Below are 20,929 nucleotides of genomic sequence, written 5' to 3' on the forward strand. Positions count from 1 at the left end.
TAGGTGATGGCAAACCCCGATATCGTCATCATCGGTTCCGGCATCGGCGGCGCCACGATCGCTGCCGGTCTGGCCGGCAGCGGCGCCTCCATCCTGATGCTGGAGCGCGGCGAACCCTTGCCGGCGACCCCGCATGCGCGCGACACGCGCTCGATCTTCGTCGACGGCCACTACCGGCCGAAGGAGATGTGGCGCGAGGCCGGCGGCGGCGCCTTCAACCCAGGCAATTACTACTATGTCGGCGGCAACTCGAAATTCTTCGGCGCGGTGCTGATCCGCTATCGCAAGCAAGACTTTTCCGACATGGAGCACTTTGGCGGCGTGTCGCCGGCCTGGCCGTTTTCCTATGACGAATTCGAGCCATGGTATTCGAAAGCAGAGCAGCTTTTCCGCGTTCGCGGCGCGCTGGGCGAGGATCCAACCGAGCCATTTCATTCGGTTCCCTATGCCTTCAAGCCGGTGCCCGACGAGGCGCCGATCGCGCGTGCCCGCGCCGAGCTCAAGGGACTGGGCCTGCATCCGGCCTCCCTGCCACTCGGCGTCGACATAGAGACATGGCTGAAGGAGGGCAGGACCGGCTGGGACGCCTTCCCAAACACGGGCCAGGGAAAGATGGACGCGCAGACCGCACCGCTGGCAGCGGCATTGACCGATCCGAACATCAAGCTCGAGACCGGCGCCTATGTCGAATATCTCGAGACTGCCCCGGACGGCAAATCCATATCCGCCATACATTATCGCCAGAACGGCGAGCTGAAAAAGCTGTCGCCGAAACTGGTCATCCTGTCGGCCGGCGCGGTCAATTCAGCGGTCATCCTGCTACGCTCGCCCTCACCCGGTAATGGCAAGGGGGGCGACAAGGGCCTGGCCAACCGCTCCGACCAGGTCGGGCGCAATTTCATGAACCACAATTCGAGCGCCATGCTGGCGATCGATCCGCGCCGCAGGAATGATGCCGTCTACCAGAAGACGCTGATGCTGAACGACTACTATTTGTCCGACGGCAGGGGCGGCAAACCGCTCGGCAATGTCCAGCTTCTCGGCAAGATCGACGGCAACATGCTAAGGGCCAATGTGAAGCGGGTGCCGAAATTCGCGCTCGATTACATGGCCAGCCATGCCGTCGACTGGTACCTGATGTGCGAGGACCTGCCCGATCCCGAAAGCCGCATCACGGTCGACGGGAAGGACATCGTCATGCAGTGGCGGCGCTCCAACATGCAGTCGCTCGATGGGCTGACCAAGGTGATGCGCGCGAATTTTCACGCCTGCGGTTATCCCATCGTGCTGTCGCGCCCTTTCGACAAGCGTACGCCCTCGCACCAGTGCGGCACGGTGAAAATGGGCGACGACCCGGCGACATCGCCGCTCGACCCCTTTTGCCGCGCCTTCGATCACCCGAACCTGTTCGTCGTCGACGCCAGTTTTCTGCCGAACTCGGCGGCGGTCAATCCGGCGCTGTCGATCGCCGCCCAGGCGCTACGGGTGGCGGACCATATCCGCAAGAGCGAACTAGCATGACCGGTTTGCGCCGCCCCTCATCCGCCTGCCGGCACCTTCTCCCCGTGAAGGACGGGGAGAAGGGACCTGGCCGCAACGCCGGCGACCTTTTTGCAGCGCTGGCGATTGGCGAAAGCGGCGATGACAGCGTCCTTCTCCCCGTCACTATACGGGGAGAAGTGCCCGGCAGGGCGATGAGGGGCAGCGCTAGCATTCGCAAGGCTAGCGCCCCATGACGCGCCCTGCCGCCATAGTCACCGGCGGTGCACGCGGCATTGGATTGGCCTGTGCCGAGGCGCTCGCCGACGCAGGCTTCGATATTCTTGTCGCAGACCTAGCCGACCAAGCGCCGGCCAATCTCGCCGCCAATATCACCGCGCGGGCTGCAAAATTCGCCTATATCAGATGCGACATCGCCAATCTCGAAAGCCACGCCGACCTCGTCGATACCGCCATGCGTGCCTTCGGCCGCATCGACTGCCTGGTCAACAATGCCGGCATTGGCGCCGTCGTGCGTGGCGACCTGCTGGATCTCAAACCCGACAATTTCGACCGCGCGCTCGGCATCAACCTGCGAGGCACCGTCTTCCTCAGCCAAGCCGTCGCCAAGGCGATGCTCCGCCAGCCCGGCGATCATGCGAAATCGATCATCACCATCACGTCGGTCAGCGCCGAGATGGCCTCTCCAGAACGCTCCGAATATTGCATGTCGAAGGCAGGGCTTTCCATGTGGGTGAAGAACCTCGCGCTCAGGCTCGCCTCGGAAAACATCGGCGTGTTCGAGCTGCGGCCGGGCATCATCCGCACCGACATGACGGCGGGCGTGACCGCCAAATATGACGCGCTGATCGAAGGTGGATTGGTGCCGGCGAAACGCTGGGGCGAAGCCTCCGACATCGGCGCCATGGTGGCGGCGCTCGCTGCCGGCAGACTGGGCTTTTCGACCGGCTCGATCATCAATGTCGACGGCGCGCTCTCGGTGCCGCGGCTGTGAACGGATGAGACAATGACCGACTATATCATCGTGGGCGCCGGTCCGGCCGGCTGCGTTCTGGCCAACCGGCTGAGCGAGGATCCCTCCAATTCCGTGCTGCTGCTCGAAGCCGGCGGCAAGGACTGGCACCCCTATATCCATATGCCGGCGGGTTTCGCCAAGATGACCAAGGGCATTGCCTCCTGGGGCTGGTCGACCGTGCCGCAGAAGCACATGAAGGATCGCGTCTTCTGGTACACGCAGGCCAAGGTGGTCGGCGGCGGCTCCTCCATCAATGCGCAGATCTACACGCGCGGCAATGCCCGCGATTACGACGCCTGGGAGAAGGAGGAAGGGCTGGCCGGTTGGGGCTACCGCGACGTGCTGCCCTATTTCAAGCGCGCCGAGAACAACCAGCGTTTCGCCAACGATTTCCACGGCGACCAGGGCCCGCTCGGCGTGTCGAACCCGATTTCGCCGCTGCCGATCTGCGAGGCCTATTTCCGCGCCGGCCAGGAGATGGGTATCCCTTTCAACCCGGATTTCAACGGCGCTGCCCAAGAAGGCGTCGGCTATTACCAGCTGACCCAGAAGGATGCCCGGCGCTCTTCCGCCTCGGTCGCTTACTTGAAGCCGATTCGCGCCCGCAAGAATCTCACCGTCAGGACCGACGTGTTGGTCACCCGCATCGTCGTCGAGAAAGCCCGCGCTGTTGGCGTCGAGGTTGTAGATAAGCCGGGGGCTGAGACAAAAATCCTGCGCGCCGACCGCGAGGTGATCGTCTCGTCCGGCGCCATCGGCTCGCCGAAGCTGTTGATGCAGTCGGGCATCGGCCCGGCCGACCATCTGAAATCGGTCGGCGTGACGCCGGTGCACGATCTGCCCGGCGTCGGCTCCAACATGCAGGACCATCTCGACCTGTTCGTCATCGCCGAATGCACCGGCGATCACACCTATGACAATTACGCCAAGCTGCACCGCACGGCCTGGGCCGGCCTGCAATATCTGCTGTTGAAGAAGGGCCCGGTGGCTTCCAGCCTGTTCGAGACCGGCGGCTTCTGGTACGCCGACCCGACCGCCGCCTCGCCCGACATCCAGTTCCACCTGGGTTTGGGATCCGGCATCGAGGCCGGCGTCGAGAAATTGAACAACCCGGGCGTCACCTTGAACTCGGCCTTCCTGCGCCCGCGCTCGCGCGGCACGGTGCGGCTGAAAAGCGCCAACCCCGCCGACCATCCGCTGATCGACCCCAACTACTGGTCCGATCCCTATGACCGCGCCATGTCGCTCAAGGGACTGCGGCTGGCCCGCGAAATCATGCGGCAGAAGGCGCTGGCGCCATACGTGCTGCGCGAGGTGCTGCCCGGCCCGTCGCTCGCCGGCGACGATGAACTGATCGACTATGCCTGCCGCACGTCCAAGACCGACCACCATCCGGTCGGCACCTGCCGCATGGGCCATGACCAGATGGCGGTGGTGACGCCGGATCTCAGGCTGCGCGGCATCGAAGGCTTGCGCGTCTGCGATGCCTCGGTGATGCCGCGTGTGCCTTCTTCCAACACCAATGCGCCGACCATCATGGTTGGCGAAAAGGGTGCTGATCTGATCCTTGGCCGCAAGCCGCTGGCGCCGGCGGTGTTTTCCGGCAATCGCGCTGCTTAGGGAGTGGTAAAATGATCAGACACTGTGTTTTCGCTAGATTTCGTAGCGATGTGTCCCCGACCGAGCGCACGGCCATCCATGCCGACCTCGAGGCGCTGCGGCAGGTGATCGAAGGCATGGAGACGGTTCATTTCAGCGCCAATGCCAGTCCGGAGCCTTTCGCACGGGGTTTCACCCATGGCTTCACTATCGACTTTCGCGATGCCGCGGCGCGCGACGCCTATCTGGTGCATGAGGCGCATCAGCGTGCCGGCGCCCGGCTGGTCGCAGCCCTCGAAGGCGGCACGGATGGACTGATGGTCTTCGATCTCGACCTTACGAAAAAGTGACCGCCGGCCTTTCGAAAGCCGGCTGATCGCTGTTCTCTTTTGCCGACAAGGCGACATATCGTTCCTTTGGGGGCACCAAAGGAGGACGTCTTGAATCTCACTGCCGAGCAGAAGAAAACCGTTCTGGCGTCGTTCCTGGGCTGGACGCTCGACGCTTTTGATTTCTTCCTTCTGACATTCCTGCTCACCGACATTGCGGCTGAATTCCAGACCGACGTCCCCGCGGTGTCGAAGGCACTGTTCCTGACCTTGGCGACGCGCTTCATCGGCGCGTTCTTCTTCGGCATGCTCGCCGACAAGTATGGGCGCAAGCCGATCCTGATGCTCAACATCGTCAGCTACTCGGTGATCGGGGCGCTGGCCGCCTTCTCCCCCAATCTCGGCATTTTCCTGGCGTTGCGTGCTCTGTTCGGCATCGCCATGGGCGGCGAATGGGGGCTCGGCTCCTCGCTCGCCATGGAGTCCATTCCGCCGAGCGCGCGCGGCATGGTCTCGGGTATCCTGCAATGCGGCTATCCCGCCGGCTACCTGCTGGCGGCGGTAGTCTATGGCTTGCTCTACCAGCAGACGATCGGTGGCTATACGATCGGCTGGCGCTTCATGTTCCTGCTCTCCTTCATCCCGGCGCTGATCGTACTCTTCATCCGCTCGCACGTCCCGGAATCACCCGCCTTCGTCGAGGCGCAGAAATCCGTCAAGCCGGGGCTTCTGGAGACGCTGCAGAAGCACTGGGGCGTCGCGCTCTATGCCGTGGTGCTGATGATGTTCTTCAATTTCTTCAGCCATGGCACGCAGGATCTCTACCCGACCTTCCTGAAGAAGCAGCATGGCTTTGATCCGCATACGGTGAGTTGGATCACCATCGTCGCCAATATCGGCGCCATTGTCGGCGGCCTGGCGTTCGGCGCGCTGTCGGAGAAGATCGGCCGCATCAATGCCATTACTTTGGCCTGCATCATCGCCCTGCCGGCCATCCCGCTATGGGCCTACAGCTCAACGCCCTTCATGCTGGCCATCGGCGCCTTCATCATGCAGGTCGCGGTCCAGGGCGCCTGGGGCGTCATCCCGGTGCATCTCAACGAGCTTTCGCCCGGCGCGGTGCGCGCGACCTTGCCCGGCTTCATCTACCAGGCCGGCAATCTCGCCGCCTCTTATGGCGGTCCCTATCAGGCGGGGATCGCCGAGGCGCCCGGTGGCAGCTATGGCTACGCGCTGGCGCTGTTCGCCGGCGTGGTCGCCGTCTGCATCATCGTCGTCATCCGCTTCAGTCCGGAGCGGCGCGGCCAGGTGATGACCGTGCTGGGTTGAGGACGCTCACCCCAGCCGGAGCGCGATCACTCCGGCGACAATGCTGAGCGCGGCCGCACCGCGCCAGCCCGTCATCTTCTCGCCGAGCGCGTAGACCGAGATCATCATGGCGAACAGGATCGAGGTCTCGCGCAATGACGCCACCGAGGCGATCGGCGCCTTGGTCATGGCCCACATCACGATCCAGTAAGCCGCGCCGGAAAGCACGCCGGTGAACAGCCCGGTCTTCCAGTCGCGCGCCAACACCGGAAGCGCCTTGGGTCCTCGGAAAACGAGGCACAGCACCAGGGCGCCAAGCGCATCGCAGATGAACAGCCAGGCGGCATAGCTTTGCGCGGTCGCCGCCAGCCGCGCGCCGCTGCCGTCGGACAGCGTGTAGCTGGCAATGAACACCGAGGTGCCGAAGGCGAAGCCGACCGCGCGCAGGTTCAGCTTCTCCAGATGCGCCCCGCCGCGAAACGACATCACCAGCGTGCCGGCCGACAACAGCAGTATGCCGACAATGGCGAGCGGCGCCGGCACCTCGGCGACGACGAACATGCCGCCGACCGCGGCCAGCAGAGGGGCCGTGCCGCGCGCCAGCGGATAGGTCTGGGCGAAATCGCCGGCCTGGTAGGCACCGATGAGGAAAGTGCGGTAGCCCATGTGGAAGATCACCGAGGCGATGATATAGGGCCAGACTTCCGCCTTCGGCACCTCGACAAAAGGCAGCACCACGAGGCCCGCGAGCCCCATGCCGAGCGTCATCAGCGTGATCGACAGGAAGCGATCGAGATGCACCTTGACCAGCGCGTTCCAGATCGCATGCATGGCGGCGGCGGCAAGCACCGCGAAGAAGACGAAAAGCGTCATATGGGGCTCATCGACCTCCCGGGCCGAATGGCGTTTCGAGATCGATGTCGACCCGGACCGGGAAGTGATCGGACGCCACCTCGCCGATATCGGCGCCGATCGATTTCACCCGCCCGGCCAACATACCACCGACGAAGCAATGGTCCAGCCGGCGCTTTGCCAGCCTGCCGTCGATGATCTTCTCATGCGTGTGGAAATCACCAGCCGGTTCAACCGCCACGGCCGCGGCATCGACGAAGCCGTCAAGATAGGCAGCACCCCGATGGTAGGGCGTGCTGCCGACGATGCGGCGATACTCGGCGCTGGCCGGCTCCATGTTGAAATCGCCCAGCCAGATCGCCGCCGGCGGATTTTCCGGCTCGACTTCCCCATGAGTCCAGTTACGCGAAGGTTCGTCGTCCGCGCCGCTCCATGGTCCGCCTTCCGATGGCGCCCGGCGGTGCTCGGCCAAGAGATAATCAATCTGCTCCAGCCGCTCTTCCGCCGCGATGTGCGCGAGATGCAGCGAAAGCACCCTGACCGGCCCTGCCGGCGTGCGGATCATGCATTCGAGCGCGGCATTGCGCGTGTTGAGCGGACGCAACGTGCGGCGCATCGGCAGCGCGTGCAACCGCGACCAGACAATCGGCAGTTTCGACAGAACCATGGTGCCGAACTGCCGGCGCCGGTTGACCAAATGGCCGTCCCGCCATTCGCTGGCATCCATGTCGAAGGCCGGGCCATACACCCAGTGATAACCAGGCAAAAGGCGCGAAAGCATTTCCGCCTGGTCGTCGAAATTGCTGCGCTGCCAGTGCCGCTCGATCTCCTGCAAGGCGATGATGTCGGCGCCGGCGACAAGGCGCGCCGCGCGCGAAAGATCGTAGCGCGTGTCGCTGCCGAACCCGTACTGGATGTTGTAGCTGACCAGCTTCATTGCTTATCCGGCTCACTTCTCGGCGTTGGCAGTAACGGTTCGGTCGATTGCTTGCAATGTGCAGGAAGACGGACGGGGCTTGGGCCAGCAGGGCGGTTGAGACTCGGTATCTGCTAGTCGGTGGTCAGCGGCTGGAAGCGGCCGGCGGGCGACGCCGCCAATTCCGCCCAGTCGATCTCTTCCTCCAGCCGGTGATAGGCCTCGTCACCGATCGTGCCATTGCTGCGCAGTTCCTCCAGCGTGTCGCGCTGGCGGTTGATGGCATAAAGGCGCAGCCGGTCGTATTCGGTCGCGGCCTGCGCGTCGTCGGGGTTTTCAGCGATCACACGCTGAGCCTCATACTGCTCGCGCACGACGGCGGCCGCCGCCGAGGTCTTGCGGTTCAGCACGTCCAGCGCTGCCTGCATGATGGCGACGCGCGCCTTCGCCACCTCATTGTCGACGGTTCTGTCCTTGTCGAAGTTGATCCAGCGCAGCAGCGGCTTTAGCGTCATGCCCTGCAGCACCAGCGTGCCCAGAACCACCGCGAAGGCGGCGAGCACGATCGGATCGCGGCCGGGAAAATTGGCCGGCAGCGCAATGGCCACGACCAGCGTCACCAGCCCGCGCATGCCGCACCAGCCGACGAGAACGGCGCCTCCGAAAGTCGGCAACTCCCGCCTTGCCTCTTTGCCGCCGAAGCGGGCAATCCATCGGATGATCGCGACGTAACTCGCCACCCAGGCAAGACGTGCGACGATAACGACGACCAGCACCGTTGCGGCGAAAAGGAATGCTTCGCCTTGCCCGTCTCCGGCCAGCCTGCCGACGATCGTGCGTGCCTGCAGGCCCATCAGCACGAACGCCAGCACATTGAGCACGAACACCGCCGACTCCCAGACCGAATAGGTGCTGACGCGGCGTCTCGCCGACGAGTGGCGCGGTCCCCTGCGTGCAATGGTCATGGCATAGACGACAATGGTGATGATGGCGGAAAGACCGAGCTTGTCGGCGATGATCCAGACGGCAAAGGTTCCGGCAAACTGGACCACGGTGCTGCTCGCCGCATCCTCGATGCGGGTGAGCGCCAACAGCGACACGCGGCCAAACAGATAGCCCGCGACAAGACTGCCAATCGTCGCCAGCAGGATCACCGGAATGGCGTTGCTCAGCATGATCGATCCCAGCGCTGCCGAAACCGCCAGCCGATAGATCAGCAGCGCCGTGGCATCGTTGAGCAGGCTCTCGCCCTGCAGTATGGCGGTGATGCGGTGCGGCACCTTGAACTGGCCGAGCACCGCCGATGCCGCCACCGCATCCGGCGGCGCGACGATGGCGCCAAGCGCGACCGCCGCCGCGATCGGCAGTCCGGCCATCTTCCAGCCGACGAAGGCAACCACGACGGTGGTGAAGACCACAGCGCCGAGCGCCAGCAGCACCAGCGACAGCCGGTAGCGCTTCAGGTCGCGCAGCGACGTGTCAAAGGCGGCATCGAGCAGCACCGGCGCGATGAACAGGGCAAGCGCCAGTTCCGGATCGATCTCGATTACTGGGGCGCCCGGCACGAAGGCAATCGCGACGCCGGCCAGGGCCAGCAGGGACGGATAGGGAATCTCCAGCCGTCGCGACAACGCCGTGAGCGCGACGGCGGTCAAAAGCAGGACGAGGGTCAGTTCAAAAAGAGCCATGGGCGGTTACTTCTGGAGACCGGATTGCCGACGCGGATATTCCCGCAAGATGCGGTGGATTGGCCATCAAACTCAAGCCCTCTGGCCGCACGTCTCAAACCGCCTCCTGCCCCGCATGATCCTCGTCGGCTGCTCGGGATATCATGGACGCCGCGAAAGCCATCGTCGAAAAACATCGCCGGGCTGTAACACGCATGTAAACGGTGGCCCTCTGTGAGCGTGACGGGCCTCCATGAAAGGCCGCACGCCCATCAGAAAGCGTGGCACCCTGATGTGGATCGGTTCCGCTGGGGCGAAATGACGCCCTAAGAGAGGCGTTGGGACCCTTGCGGTGCGCTTGATGTTGTATCTGGGTACGAGCAGCGCACTCGTTGGCAAGTTGTTTGGAGGGGTTGGAACTGTTATGATCCGTACCGAGGCTCGGCCCAGCGACCACACACAGCAAGGCAGCATGCAGACCGCCGGAAGGACCCTTACGCGGCGCACGCCGAAGCAGCAACGCTCGCGGCAGACCGTCGACGTCGTGCTAGAGGCGGTACAGCTTGTAGCCAAGCGCCACGGGACCCTGGCGATTACCACCAATCGCATTGCCGAGGCCGCCGGCGTCAGTGTCGGATCGCTGTATCAGTACTTCCCCGACAAGCGCGCGATCTTCACAGCTCTTCACGACCGGCACGTCGATGAGGTGCGGCGGGTCATCAAGCAGACGATGACCGACTGCGCCTCGGCTTCGCTGGAGGAATTCGCGCGCGAACTCGTCCTGGGCCTGGTGAACGCGCACGCGGAAACTGCCGAACTGCACGACGTTGTCGCGTCCGCTGTTCCGCACAGCGCTCTCGGCTTCAAGAATGCGCTGCATCAGACCTTCGGACAAGTCCTGTCACGCGCCGAGGACCCGGAGCGGTACAGCCTCGACGAGACGGAGCGGATGCTTTTTGTCCTACCTCGCATGGTGGAAGCGCTCGTGCACGGAGGACAGCACGCGCCCCTCTCGCGCGATGGTGCAAGGAGCGAGGCAATCCGCACCGTACTGGTCTACGTGAATTCCTTTCAGGGCAGCGCTCCGAAAGACTACTGAAACGACGCGGTATTCTCGGTGGCCCACTGATCGAACGGGATTGGTTCCCGTCCGGTTATCTGCTTTACGCCATCCGTCACTGTATCAAGCCGGCCCTCGCGCACCGCCCGCCAGATGTCCACGAGCGCATCCGCATAGGCGCCTTTCCCGGCCCATTCGACCGTGCGTGCGTATGCCTGACCGTCCGTTATTTCCTCGAAGCGAACGGGCTTGCCGATGGCTCTACCGATCGTATCCGTCATCTCCCCATACGACAGCGCCTCAGGGCCGGTGATCACAAGTGCCTGGCCGTCGTAGTCGCGTGTGGTCAGGGAGGCTGTGGCGACGGCAGCGATGTCGTCTGGATGGATGAATGCGATCTTGCCCCCACCCGTGGATGAGCGCAGCACGCCCTCTCGGCGGATGGACTCCGACCAACCGAAGGCGTTGGACATGAATCCGGCTGCTTGAATGAATGTGAACGCCACCCCGCTCTCCCGAACGGCATTCTCGCCCCGTGCATGCCACGGACCGGTGCCGATTCCGGTTCGCACGTCTAGCGTGGAGAGCTTGACCACATGTCGGACGCCTGCGCGGTTGGCAGCGAAGGAGACCGCGCGATCTCGCTTCTCGAGATCCAATCCATCCGTGACGAGGAATATCCCGTCGACTCCAACCAGCGCCCTGCCCAACGAGGGACCTGGATTCTCGAGGTCTCCGACATGAATGTCGACCTGGTCGCAGAAAAGGGCTTTGGCCCTCTTCGTGGAGCGGACAAAAACGGACGGGCGTGCCCCCGCATTAATGAGGCGCTGAACTACCCGGGCGCCGATGTTTCCCGTAGCGCCGATGACCAGGTATTTCACTTGAGTTTGCTCCAGCCACGGATCACCTCGAACGCCATTTGCTTCTGCCCAGCCAGGGTGAAATGCAGACCGTCGCTTATGAGGAAGTCCGAAGGAGGCGGGCTCCCCAAAATAGAGAAGGCGTCGATGACGGGCCCGTCGCGGTCGCGAATAATCTTGGCGACTCGCTCAAGATCTTGGTTGCGGAACCGAACCCCGAACCTGGCAAGGCCCGGATGCGTCGCGACCTGCGCTTCGTTGACCGCTGGCGGGGTGATCCAAACGCAGCTCGCCTTGGTCTCTCGGGAAACGCGCTGGCGCAACTCCGCGATGTTGCGCGCGGTCTCCTCGTGATGGACGAGTGTCTTGGTGGGGTGCGGGCCCTGCGTGCGCGCATCATTGGTACCGAACAGGAAGAGGATCCAGTCGGGCCGGGCATCGGTAATCTCTCTGACACGCACAAGACCGTGCGTGGTCGTCTCGCCCGCCACCGCGCTGATGGTCAGCGAAATCTCCTCGGCACCTCGGCGCATCGTCAGCATTTCCCTCAGGATCACCGCCCAGGACTGGGGCTCGGATGTCAAGCTGTCGCCGAACACCACTACTTTGGCCCCTCTGCGAAGCGGAAGGCGATCGACCATCGATGCCACGGCCTGGTCCGCAAGCAGGGCGCTAGCCGCTTCCGAGGCCTCCTTTTGCATGCGGCCAAGTTCGGCCGCGTAAACCTCGACCGGAAGGCCAAGTAGCGCTGCATGAGCGTCCTGGCCGAAATTCGCACCTCCGGGGAAGGAGGCCAGACTCCGCTCGGGTTGGATGACCTTCAAAAGCCAGTTCACCTGTTCATTCGACATCGATTCACCTCGCTCCTGAATTCATCCGCGCAGGTGATAGATAGCCGCGTCCCAGGAACGCCGCTACTCGCGTTATCGGGTCAATAAGGTTTTGAAAATACTGATAAATTTTGCAACATCCGAAGTCTTCATCAGGTTCCAGCTCCTGCGGACACCGCTCGCTTTCACCGCTGACAGCCGACAACCAGGGGGACTTCATCGACCCGTTGCACGACATCGCGTACTCACAAACGACATTCGCGCCCGCGAAGTAGAGACCTGGAAGTGTTGGCGAGCCAGGTGAACGGATCGACGCCGCTCATCTTGGCGGCCTGCAGGATCGTGGCGATCGTCGACCCTGTCTGCCACCGCCATCAGACCCGGCGAAGACCGCATTCTTGCGTTTGATTGTGTGGGGCCGAATGGCGCGATCCACCGTGTTCGAACCGATGTCGAGACAGCCGTCGGCGACGCTCATCTCGGGCTGGTTTCGCTGGCGGGCTCCTAGCGGGAGGCCGGCAATTGCAGGCCGGCTCACCTGAATATCCGCTGAGCTTAATGCAGCACCAGCATATCGCTCGACGAGAACGAAATCTCGGCCTTCTCGCCGACTGCGGGCGGCGGGGTGGCGGAGTTGTTGAACGTGTCGAGCGACACCATGTTGCCGCCGATGCCGACGCGGACCCGGATCACCGAGCCGAGAAAATGCACTTCGGAAATCTCCCCGGTCAGGCTGGCGTCGCGGCCAGGCTGGCGGCCGAGCGAAATTGCCTCGGGCCGCAGCGCCAGCGACAGCATGTCGCCGGACTTCGAGCCGTTGAGCTTGCCCTTCAGTTCGACTTCCTGGGTGTTGACCTGCACCTTGCCGGACGCGGCGTCGGTGACCTTGCCTTCGAGCACGTTGAGCGTGCCGACGAAATTGGCGACGAACTTGGTCGCCGGCCGGTTGTAGATCTCGAACGGCGTGCCGACCTGCTCGGCCTTGCCGCCATACATGACCGCGATGCGGTCGGAGATCGACAGCGCCTCTTCCTGGTCATGGGTGACGAAGATTGTGGTGATGCCGAGCCGCTTCTGGATCGAGCGGATTTCCTCGCGCAGCGACACGCGCACCTTGGCGTCGAGCGCCGACAGCGGCTCGTCGAGCAGAAGCAGCTTCGGCTTCGGCGCGATCGCGCGCGCCAGCGCGATGCGCTGCTGCTGGCCGCCCGAGAGCTGGTAGGGGTAGCGGTCCGCCATCTGCGGCAGCTTGATGATGCCGAGCATCTCGGCGACACGGGCATCGATGTCCGCCTTGGGCATGCCCGCGACCTTCAGCCCGAAGCCGATGTTCTGCGCCACGGTCAGGTTCGGGAACAGCGCATAGGCCTGGAACACCATGCCGACATTGCGCTGGTTGGGCTTCAGCCTTGTGATGTCCTTGCCGCCTACGACGATCTTGCCGGCGCTCGGCTCCTCGAAGCCGGCCACCATGCGCAGCACCGTAGTCTTGCCGCAGCCGGATGGCCCGAGGAAGGAGACGAATTCGCCGCGCTCGACGTCGAGATTGAAATCCTCCACGACCGTGGTGGCACCGAAGGATTTTCGAACGTGCTGGATGGAGAGGAACGGGTCGGCCATGGCTTTTTCTCTCAGGTCAATTCGGGCGGTTCGCCGATTTCGGCGCGAAGCGGGACAGGATCTGGATCAGCGACATGCAACCCCAGGTGATGGCGAAGGCAATGATGGCAAGGGCTGCCGGCTCATAGGCCCGGTTGGCGCCGATGTTCTGCAGATACGGGCCGAAGGCCGGCCGGTTGAGCAGGCTCGCCATGGTGAATTCGCCGATGACGATCGCGAACGTCAGGAACGCGCCCGACAACACGGCGATCAGCACGTTGGGCAGAATGACGCGGCTTATGATCGTACCCCAACCGGCGCCCAGGATCTGCGCCGCTTCCGTTAGTGTGCGCACATCGATGGTCCGGAGGCCCGTATCGACAGCTCGATACATATAGGGCAGCGCCAGCGTCGCATAGCCGATGACCAGCAAGGCATTGGTGCCCGTGTCGGTAGCCAGGAACGGCAGCGGTGAATTCGAGCCATACATCCTGATATAGCCGAAGACGATGACGATGGCCGGGATCACCAGCGGCAGCAGCGTGATGAATTCGACGATCGGCCGGAGCTGCGGCAGGCGAAGCCGTATCCAGTAGGCAGCCGGCACCACGATGAGCACGCCGAGGACGATGGTGAAGACGGCGGCAAGCACCGAATAGCCGAACGTCGCCTGGAAGCGTGCGTCGCCCAGTACAACCTTGTAGGCGTCAAAGGAATAAACGCCGCGCCGCATGCGCATGGAGAACTCCACCGTCGCGAACAGCGGAATGAAGAAATAGGCCGCGCCCAGCGCAAAGACGAGCCAGGCCCAGAACCTGCCAGCCTTCATTTGAGCCACCTCTCGGAGCGGGTGCGGAACCAGATGTAAAAGACATTGGCAAGACCGGTAATCAGGATCATGCCGAAGGCTATGGCATAGCCGAGATGGGCATTGTGCAGCACGTCGCCACGGATCTGGGCATAGAGCAGGATCGGCACGATGTTGAGCGACGAGCCGGTCAGCGCATAGGCGGTGGCTATGGCACCGAAGGCGTTGGCGAACAACAGGATCACGGTGCCGAGGAAACTCGGCCAGATCACCGGAATGACCACCATGCGCCAGTACTGCGACATGGTCGCGCCCAGCGTTGCGGCGGCTTCGCCCCATTCCTTCTTCAACCCATCTATGGCCGGCACGATGATGACCACCATCAGCGGAATCTGGAAATAGACATAGGTCAACGTCAAGCCCCAGAACGACAGGATGTTGAAGCCGTGTGCGTAGATGTTGAGGCCGAACAGGGTGTTCAGGATCACCGTCGCAAGGCCGAGCCGGCCAAGCGTGGCGAGGAAGGCGAAGGCCAGCGGCACGCCGGCAAAATTCGAGGCGACGCCGGAAAACGTGAGTGTCGCCGAGCGAATCCAGTCTGGCAGGCCGCCGCGCACGATGGCGATGGCAATCGCCAGCCCAGCAAAAGCGCCGATCAGCGACGAGGCCAGGCTGACCTTGATCGAAATCCAGTAGGCGGCGACGATCGACGGCTGCGCCAGTTCCGCAATATTCTCGAAGGTGAACTCACCTGCATCGTTCTGGAACGCGCCCAGCATCAGGTAGAGCGTGGGCAGGATCAGGAACATGATGGCGAAGATGAAGAACGGCGCGACGCCGAGCCATTGCGTCGGCAGCTTGAGGCTACGCGCCTCGGCGGGAGGCGCGGTCTTTCCGGCAACAGCGTGATCGGAAAATGAGAGATCGGTCATGCGCCGGCTACCGTCTTCAAGAGGAAAAACCGGGCAGCCGTGAAGCCGCCCGGTGGATTTCAAGTCTTACTTTACATTGGCGCCGACAACGGCGTCCCAGTTCTTGGTGATGGCTTCCTTGGCCTTGCCCTGCTCGTCGAGCGTCGGGAACACCGCGGCCGCATAGGACTCGGCCGGCGGCAACTTGGCCAACACGTCCGCCGGGATCTTGCCGTTCTTGGCAAGATCGTTGAAGCGGATCGGGTGGCAATAGCCCTTCAGCCAGGCGACCTGGCCTTCGTCGGAATAAAGGTATTCCAGCCAGAGCTTGGCCGCGTTCGGATGCGGCGCGAAGGCGCTGATCGCCTGCACGTAGACGCCGGCGACCACACCGGTCTTCGGCACGACGACGTCGACGGGCGGGTTGCCCTTCAGTGTGTCACGGCCGGCGAGCGCGTTGTAATCCCAGGTGATCAGGATCGGGGTCTGACCCTGGGCGAGCGTGGCGGCCTTGCCGATGACCGGCACGAAATTGCCGGCGGCGTTAAGCTTCTTGAAGAAGTCGAGGCCGGCGGTCCCGGCAGCTTCACCAGCGGCCGCACCAGACGACAGACCAGCGGCATACACCGCCTGGATGGCCTGGTTCGAGGCGCGCGGGTCACCGGCAAGGGCTACCGAGTTGGCGAATTCCGGCTTCAGGAGGTCGGCCCAGTCCTTCGGCGATTCCTTGATCAGATCCTTGTTCACCTGGAAGGACAGCACGCCGTAATAATCGCCGGTCCAGAACCCTTCCGCATCCTTGGCGCTGTCGGGGATCGAGTCCCAGGTCGACACCTTGTAAGCCTGGATCAGACCATCCTTCTTGGCCGACGGGCCGAAGGAGAGGCCGACGTCGATGACGTCGGGAGCCTGCGGGCCCTTGTTGTCCTTGTTGGCCTTGATCGCCTCGACTTCGTCGCCGGAACCGGCGTCCGGGTTGAGCTCGTTGATGGTGATTTCCGGATATTTCGCCTTGAAGCCGGCGATGACGTCGCCATAACCACACCAGTCATGCGGCAAAGCGATGGTGGTGAGCTGGCCTTCAGCCTTCGCGGCCTTGACGAGATCGTCCAGCGAAGCCGCGGACGAAATCACCGACGACACCATCAGGGTCGCGGCCGAAAGGGAAAGCACCTTCCCCGTGAATTTGAACATGTGTTCTCTCCGTTGAACTGGCGCCGTTGGACGCCTGCGATGCGGTATCGTTTTCGTGTGACAGCCAGATGAAAGCTTTGTGAAACCAGCCGTCAGCAGCGCGAAAAGTTAACTCTTTTTAACAGGCTGTAGCAATTAGCCATCACTTAATTTTCCGGCTAATCATTAATCCGCCCGTCTTTCGCCCTTCCCCTTTCCTTTCCCCTCGTTTCCCGATCAACTTCCGCCCCCCCGGAACCGGCCTCAGACCGTCCCGGCGATGGCGTTTTCGAGCAGTGTCAGCGCGGCCTTCTTGGTCAGCTTGACCGGGTTGCCGCCGGCCGTCGGATCGACCACCGCCATGTCGGCGATCAGTCCCTTGCGCTTCTTGTCCATGTCGAGCCCCTTGATCAGGCCCGGCAGTGCGTGCGGCACCTTCAATTCCTTGCGCAGCTTGATGACAGCCTTGGCGAAGCCGTCGAAACCGCCCTTGATGCCGCAATAGGCGGCGAGCCGGGCAATACGCTCCTCGATGGAGTCGCGGTTGAAGGCCAGCACATAGGGCATGAACACGGCGTTGGTCATGCCGTGGTGGGTGTCGTAGAGCGCGCCGATCGGATGAGACAGTGAGTGGATGGCGCCCAGCCCCTTCTGGAAGGCCGCGGCGCCCATGGCCGCCGCGCTCATCATATGGGCGCGGGCGACAAGGTCCTTGCCATTGGCATAGGCCTTCGGCAGGTTTTCGAAGACCAGGCGCACACCTTCGACCGCGATGCCGTCAGCCATTGGATGATAGCCCGGCGCGCAATAGGCCTCGAGGCAATGGGCGAGTGCATCCATGCCGGTGCCGGCGGTGATGAAAGAAGGCATGCCGACCGACAGCTCCGGATCGGCGATCACGATCGCCGGCAATAACTTCGGATGGAAGATGACCTTCTTGGTATGCGTCTCCTCGTTGGTGATGACACCAGCGCGTCCGACCTCCGAGCCGGTGCCAGCTGTGGTCGGCACCGCGATGATCGGAGCGATGGCGTCGGAATTGGCGCGCGTCCACCAGTCGCCGACATCCTCGAAATCCCAAACCGGCCTGACTTGACCGGCCTGAAAGGCGATCAGCTTGCCGAGGTCGAGCGCCGAGCCGCCGCCGAAAGCGATGACGCCGTCATGCTTGCCCTTTTTGAACACCGCAATGCCGGCGGTGAGGTTGGAGTCCACCGGGTTCGGCTTCACCTCGGAGAACACGCCATAGGGCACCTTGGCGTCGTCGAGAATCCTGAGCGTCGTGGCGACGACCGGCAGCTTGGCCAGCCCCGGATCGGTGACGAAGAGCGGCCGCTTGATGCCGGTGGCCGCCAGCACCTCCGGCAGTTCCTTGATGCGGCCAGCGCCGAAGCGGACTGTGGTGGGGTAGTTCCATTTGGAGATGAGCTTGGACATTTTTGTCTTTCGAAAATTAGATGGCTTCACGCAGATGAAATGATTTCGGCCTCGTCAGATTGTCGTAGCCGATGGCCGACAGCCCGGCACCCTTGCCGGTGTCCTTGACGCCGGTCCAGACCAGCGCCGGATCGAGATAGTCGCAGCGGTTCATGAACACCGTGCCGGTCTCGACCCGGTCGCCGATCGCCACCGCGTGCTCGGTGTCGCGTGTCCAGATCGAGGCGGTCAGCCCATAGGCGCTGTCGTTCATCAGCGCGATCGCCTCATCGTCGTTGCGCACCTTCATGATGCCGACGATCGGGCCAAAACTTTCCTCGCGCATGACGCTCATCTGATGATCGACTTCGGTTAGCACTTCAGGCGCCAGATAGGGCGAGCCTGCCTGGTCGTTGGCCACTTTCATGTTGATGTGCGCCACCGCGCCCTTGCGCAGCGCCTCGGCCTTCTGCTCGCGGATCAGGTCGGCGAAGCGCGCCTGCGCCATCGGCCCCATCGTCGTCGCCTGTTCCAGAGGATTGCCGACGACATAGTTCTTCGTCTCGGCGATGAAGCCCTCGACGAACTCATCATAGACCTTTTCGTGCACATAGACGCGTTCGATGCCGCAGCAGCACTGGCCGGAATTGAAGAAGGCGCCGTCGACCAGGTTGGCCACAGCATGGTCCATCTTTGCATCGGGCAGCACATAGGCCGGGTCCTTGCCGCCGAGCTCGAGGCCAAGCGTCATGAAGGTGCCTGCCGCCGCCTTTTCAATGGCACGGCCGCCTGCGACCGATCCGGTGAAATTGACATGGTCGATCTTGCCCGAGCCGAGCAGCTTTTCGGTCTGGGCGTGATTGAGAACGACGTTCTGGAACACGCCCTTGGGCAGACCCGCCTTCTCGAAAGCCTGCGCGAAGCGTTCGCCGACCAGCAATGTCTGCGCCGCATGTTTCAGGATGACGGCATTGCCGGCCATCAGGGCCGGCACGATGGTGTTGACGGCGGTCAGGTAGGGGTAATTCCAGGGCGCGATCACCATGACTACGCCAAGCGGATCTTTTTTCACGTAGCGCCGAAAGCCGTCCTTGGGATTGGAGGCAGGCACGGACTTGAGCGCCTGCTCGGCGATCTCGACCATGTAAGTGGTGCGCTCCCTGACGCCGCCGAACTCGCCGCCATACCGAACCGGACGCCCCATCTGCCAGGCGATCTCCGGCACGATCTCGTCTGATTTCGCAACCAGCGCTTCGAGCATCGCCAGCATGTACTTGCCGCGCTCGACGATCGGCGTCTGCGCCCACTTCTCCTGCGCCGCCTTGGCACGCTCGACCGCGGCATTGATCGCCTGGTCCGTCGCGACCGGACGCTCGGCATAGATCGAGCCGTCGATGGGAGATTTCAGTTTGACCGTTTCGGTCATCGTTTAAGTCCTCGCACTTCTGTAACAATCGAAAAATCACATGGCTTGGCGCTGCCCCTCATCCGCCTGCCGGCACCCTTCTCCCCGTGTAGCGACGGGGAGAAGGGAAACGCTCCAGCGCTGGCATCCCTCTCTCACCGTTCTTCACGGGGAGAGGGTAAGGGTGAGGGACGGCGCTAACGTCGTGGCAATCTAGTACCGCTCGAACCCCCTGTGCAGTTCCCAATCCGTGATACGGCGGTCGTATTCGAACTGTTCCCACTTTGCCGTGTGGACATAGTGTTCGAGCACATCCTCGCCGAGCGCCTGCTTCAGCATCTTCGACTTGGCCAGCGTCTCGGTGGCATCGCGCAGCGTCTTTGGGATCTCCGGCAGGCGCGAAGCCTGGTAGGCATCGCCGACGAAAGGTTTTTGCAGTTCAAGCTTCTCGTCGATGCCGGCCAGCCCGGCCGCGATCAGGGCTGCAAAGGCAAGATACGGATTGAGGTCGGCGCCGCCGATGCGGCATTCCATGCGGATGCCCTTGGTGCCTTCGCCGCACAGGCGGAAGCCGGCGGTGCGGTTGTCCTCGCTCCACATGATCTTGGTCGGCGCGAAGGTGCCGGCCTGGAAGCGTTTGTAGGAGTTGATGTAGGGCGCCAGGAACCAGGTGAATTCCTTGGCGTACTTCAACTGTCCCGCCGCCCATTGCTGACCGAGCGTGGACAGGGTCCAGTCGGCTTGTCTGTCGAAGAACAGCGGCGTCTTGCCGTCGGCGCTCCACAGCGAATTGTGGATGTGGCTGGAATTGCCGGCGAGCCCGTAATTGTACTTCGACATGAAGGAGATCGCCTTGCCTTCGGACTCGGCGATCTCCTTGGCGCCGTTCTTCAGGATGACGTGGCGGTCGGCCATGTCGAGCGCTTCGGCATAACGCACGTTGATCTCTTCCTGGCCCGGACCCCACTCGCCCTTGGAATTCTCGATCGGAATGCCGGCGGCTTCCATCTCGTTGCGAAGCCGGCGCATGACGCCTTCTTCCTTGGTGGTGATGCCGATCTGGTAGTCGCCGATATAGGGCGACGCGGTGTCGAGACCTTGCCAGTGCTTCTTGCGGGCGGAATCGTAGGTCTCGTTGAATAGATAGAATTCGAGCTCGGAAGCGAAGTAGCCGATATAACCGCGCTCCTGCAGCCGCTTGACCTGCTTCTTCAGGATCGCGCGCGGCGAATGCGGCAGGTCGTCATGGGTGTGGTGGTCAAGCACGTCGCAGATCACCAACGCGGTCTTTTCCAGCCACGGAATGCGCCGCAGCGTGGCAAGGTCCGGCTTCATGACGAAATCGCCATAGCCCTTCGACCAGCTCGCCGCCTTGTAGCCGGGCACCGGCTCCATATCGATGTCGGCGGCCAGGAGATAGTTGCAGCCATGCGTTTCGTCATGCGCGGAATCGACGAAGTACTGCGCCAGGAACCGTTTTCCCGCCAGCCGCCCCTGCATGTCGACGATGCAGGCGAGCACCGTGTCGATCTCGCCGCTGGAGACCGCTTTCTTCAACTGATCGAACGAGAAATTTCCGGCCATTCCTTTGGCACTCCAGCGCTTGTCGTTTCGGGCTTGTCACATTGAACGAGTGCAAAAGCCGTGGCGAGAGAACTCGCCACGGCTTTGGCTTGTT

The 20,929-nt window shown here is 62.9% G+C and carries 19 protein-coding genes; 6 read left to right on the plus strand and 13 right to left on the minus strand.

Annotation, left to right across the window (positions count from 1 at the left end; translation table 11 throughout):
* The first annotated feature begins 6 nt into the window (after positions 1-6).
* From EN851_RS12265 to EN851_RS12290, 5 genes are all read left to right on the plus strand, one after another.
* Positions 7-1,521: a GMC family oxidoreductase gene (locus EN851_RS12265; protein WP_135929319.1), complete on the plus strand. Its 1,515-nt coding sequence runs from the start codon at positions 7-9 to the stop codon at positions 1,519-1,521.
* A gap of 211 nt (positions 1,522-1,732) precedes the next feature.
* On the plus strand, positions 1,733-2,494 hold the full coding sequence (locus EN851_RS12275; RefSeq protein ID WP_135929320.1) for a 3-ketoacyl-ACP reductase: 762 nt from the start codon (positions 1,733-1,735) through the stop codon (positions 2,492-2,494).
* Positions 2,495-2,506: 12 nt separating this feature from the next.
* Entirely contained in the window at positions 2,507-4,135 is a 1,629-nt protein-coding gene (locus tag EN851_RS12280; protein WP_135929321.1) for a choline dehydrogenase, read from the plus strand.
* Positions 4,136-4,146: 11 nt separating this feature from the next.
* Positions 4,147-4,464 carry a Dabb family protein gene (locus tag EN851_RS12285; RefSeq protein WP_127281047.1) on the plus strand — a complete coding sequence of 106 codons (318 nt, stop codon included), beginning with the start codon at positions 4,147-4,149 and terminating at the stop codon, positions 4,462-4,464.
* Between the two features lie 90 nt (positions 4,465-4,554).
* Positions 4,555-5,772: an MFS transporter gene (locus EN851_RS12290; protein ID WP_189521839.1), complete on the plus strand. Its 1,218-nt coding sequence runs from the start codon at positions 4,555-4,557 to the stop codon at positions 5,770-5,772.
* Between the two features lie 6 nt (positions 5,773-5,778).
* On the opposite strand, the gene EN851_RS12295 is transcribed toward EN851_RS12290, so the two are convergent.
* The 3 genes from EN851_RS12295 to EN851_RS12305 all read right to left on the minus strand — a co-directional run bounded on the left by EN851_RS12295 (position 5,779) and on the right by EN851_RS12305 (position 9,207).
* The gene (locus tag EN851_RS12295; protein ID WP_135919001.1) at positions 5,779-6,624 is read right to left on the minus strand and encodes an EamA family transporter; all 846 of its coding nucleotides are present in this window, start codon (positions 6,622-6,624) and stop codon (positions 5,779-5,781) included.
* Between the two features lie 7 nt (positions 6,625-6,631).
* The gene (locus tag EN851_RS12300; RefSeq protein WP_135929323.1) at positions 6,632-7,540 is read right to left on the minus strand and encodes an endonuclease/exonuclease/phosphatase family protein; all 909 of its coding nucleotides are present in this window, start codon (positions 7,538-7,540) and stop codon (positions 6,632-6,634) included.
* A gap of 113 nt (positions 7,541-7,653) precedes the next feature.
* Positions 7,654-9,207, minus strand: coding sequence for a sodium:proton antiporter (locus EN851_RS12305; RefSeq protein ID WP_127280171.1), 1,554 nt, complete (start codon positions 9,205-9,207; stop codon positions 7,654-7,656).
* Between the two features lie 403 nt (positions 9,208-9,610).
* Here EN851_RS12305 and EN851_RS12310 point away from each other — a divergent pair, with 403 nt between their 5' ends.
* Positions 9,611-10,285 (plus strand): TetR/AcrR family transcriptional regulator, encoded by a 675-nt coding sequence (locus EN851_RS12310; protein WP_135929324.1) that lies wholly within the window; start codon positions 9,611-9,613, stop codon positions 10,283-10,285.
* On the opposite strand, the gene EN851_RS12315 is transcribed toward EN851_RS12310, so the two are convergent.
* The 10 genes from EN851_RS12315 to EN851_RS12360 all read right to left on the minus strand — a co-directional run bounded on the left by EN851_RS12315 (position 10,279) and on the right by EN851_RS12360 (position 20,835).
* On the minus strand, positions 10,279-11,130 hold the full coding sequence (locus EN851_RS12315; protein ID WP_135865635.1) for an SDR family oxidoreductase: 852 nt from the start codon (positions 11,128-11,130) through the stop codon (positions 10,279-10,281). The genes EN851_RS12310 and EN851_RS12315 overlap by 7 nt on opposite strands.
* The gene (locus EN851_RS12320; RefSeq protein WP_135929325.1) at positions 11,127-11,960 is read right to left on the minus strand and encodes an SGNH/GDSL hydrolase family protein; all 834 of its coding nucleotides are present in this window, start codon (positions 11,958-11,960) and stop codon (positions 11,127-11,129) included. Before EN851_RS12320 ends, EN851_RS12315 begins: the two co-directional genes overlap by 4 nt.
* 298 nt (positions 11,961-12,258) lie before the next feature.
* Positions 12,259-12,417, minus strand: a complete 159-nt coding sequence (locus EN851_RS12325; RefSeq protein ID WP_127280627.1) for a transposase — start codon at positions 12,415-12,417, stop codon at positions 12,259-12,261.
* A 77-nt stretch (positions 12,418-12,494) separates the two neighbouring features.
* Positions 12,495-13,559 carry an ABC transporter ATP-binding protein gene (locus EN851_RS12330; RefSeq protein WP_135929326.1) on the minus strand — a complete coding sequence of 355 codons (1,065 nt, stop codon included), beginning with the start codon at positions 13,557-13,559 and terminating at the stop codon, positions 12,495-12,497.
* Between the two features lie 16 nt (positions 13,560-13,575).
* Positions 13,576-14,367: an ABC transporter permease gene (locus tag EN851_RS12335; RefSeq protein WP_135929327.1), complete on the minus strand. Its 792-nt coding sequence runs from the start codon at positions 14,365-14,367 to the stop codon at positions 13,576-13,578.
* A complete protein-coding gene (locus EN851_RS12340) occupies positions 14,364-15,278 on the minus strand; it encodes an ABC transporter permease subunit (protein WP_127869924.1) in 915 nt (304 codons plus the stop codon). Before EN851_RS12340 ends, EN851_RS12335 begins: the two co-directional genes overlap by 4 nt.
* A 66-nt stretch (positions 15,279-15,344) precedes the next feature.
* Complete coding sequence (locus tag EN851_RS12345) at positions 15,345-16,451, minus strand: ABC transporter substrate-binding protein (RefSeq protein WP_127869925.1); 1,107 nt, start codon at positions 16,449-16,451, stop codon at positions 15,345-15,347.
* 243 nt (positions 16,452-16,694) lie between these two features.
* Positions 16,695-17,867: an iron-containing alcohol dehydrogenase gene (locus EN851_RS12350; RefSeq protein WP_127279063.1), complete on the minus strand. Its 1,173-nt coding sequence runs from the start codon at positions 17,865-17,867 to the stop codon at positions 16,695-16,697.
* 16 nt (positions 17,868-17,883) lie between these two features.
* Complete coding sequence (locus EN851_RS12355; RefSeq protein ID WP_135929328.1) at positions 17,884-19,272, minus strand: aldehyde dehydrogenase family protein; 1,389 nt, start codon at positions 19,270-19,272, stop codon at positions 17,884-17,886.
* Between the two features lie 192 nt (positions 19,273-19,464).
* Positions 19,465-20,835, minus strand: coding sequence for a glutamine synthetase family protein (locus tag EN851_RS12360; RefSeq protein ID WP_135929329.1), 1,371 nt, complete (start codon positions 20,833-20,835; stop codon positions 19,465-19,467).
* Positions 20,836-20,929: the final 94 nt, after the last annotated feature.

Origin of the sequence: Mesorhizobium sp. M8A.F.Ca.ET.208.01.1.1 (assembly GCF_004791315.1) — a bacterium.
Lineage (GTDB): Bacteria > Pseudomonadota > Alphaproteobacteria > Rhizobiales > Rhizobiaceae > Mesorhizobium.

What these genes read in the sequence shown, in the direction of transcription:
- EN851_RS12330 (WP_135929326.1), bottom strand. Translation starts at nt 13,559, where the DNA reads ATGGCCGACCCGTTCCTCTCCATCCAGCACGTTCGAAAATCCTTCGGT.
- EN851_RS12305 (WP_127280171.1), bottom strand. Translation starts at nt 9,207, where the DNA reads ATGGCTCTTTTTGAACTGACCCTCGTCCTGCTTTTGACCGCCGTCGCG.
- EN851_RS12275 (WP_135929320.1), top strand. Translation starts at nt 1,733, where the DNA reads ATGACGCGCCCTGCCGCCATAGTCACCGGCGGTGCACGCGGCATTGGA.
- EN851_RS12285 (WP_127281047.1), top strand. Translation starts at nt 4,147, where the DNA reads ATGATCAGACACTGTGTTTTCGCTAGATTTCGTAGCGATGTGTCCCCG.
- EN851_RS12310 (WP_135929324.1), top strand. Translation starts at nt 9,611, where the DNA reads ATGATCCGTACCGAGGCTCGGCCCAGCGACCACACACAGCAAGGCAGC.
- EN851_RS12340 (WP_127869924.1), bottom strand. Translation starts at nt 15,278, where the DNA reads ATGACCGATCTCTCATTTTCCGATCACGCTGTTGCCGGAAAGACCGCG.
- EN851_RS12300 (WP_135929323.1), bottom strand. Translation starts at nt 7,540, where the DNA reads ATGAAGCTGGTCAGCTACAACATCCAGTACGGGTTCGGCAGCGACACG.
- EN851_RS12355 (WP_135929328.1), bottom strand. Translation starts at nt 19,272, where the DNA reads ATGACCGAAACGGTCAAACTGAAATCTCCCATCGACGGCTCGATCTAT.
- EN851_RS12360 (WP_135929329.1), bottom strand. Translation starts at nt 20,835, where the DNA reads ATGGCCGGAAATTTCTCGTTCGATCAGTTGAAGAAAGCGGTCTCCAGC.
- EN851_RS12350 (WP_127279063.1), bottom strand. Translation starts at nt 17,867, where the DNA reads ATGTCCAAGCTCATCTCCAAATGGAACTACCCCACCACAGTCCGCTTC.
- EN851_RS12280 (WP_135929321.1), top strand. Translation starts at nt 2,507, where the DNA reads ATGACCGACTATATCATCGTGGGCGCCGGTCCGGCCGGCTGCGTTCTG.
- EN851_RS12345 (WP_127869925.1), bottom strand. Translation starts at nt 16,451, where the DNA reads ATGTTCAAATTCACGGGGAAGGTGCTTTCCCTTTCGGCCGCGACCCTG.
- EN851_RS12320 (WP_135929325.1), bottom strand. Translation starts at nt 11,960, where the DNA reads ATGTCGAATGAACAGGTGAACTGGCTTTTGAAGGTCATCCAACCCGAG.
- EN851_RS12335 (WP_135929327.1), bottom strand. Translation starts at nt 14,367, where the DNA reads ATGAAGGCTGGCAGGTTCTGGGCCTGGCTCGTCTTTGCGCTGGGCGCG.
- EN851_RS12325 (WP_127280627.1), bottom strand. Translation starts at nt 12,417, where the DNA reads ATGAGCGTCGCCGACGGCTGTCTCGACATCGGTTCGAACACGGTGGAT.
- EN851_RS12295 (WP_135919001.1), bottom strand. Translation starts at nt 6,624, where the DNA reads ATGACGCTTTTCGTCTTCTTCGCGGTGCTTGCCGCCGCCGCCATGCAT.
- EN851_RS12265 (WP_135929319.1), top strand. Translation starts at nt 7, where the DNA reads ATGGCAAACCCCGATATCGTCATCATCGGTTCCGGCATCGGCGGCGCC.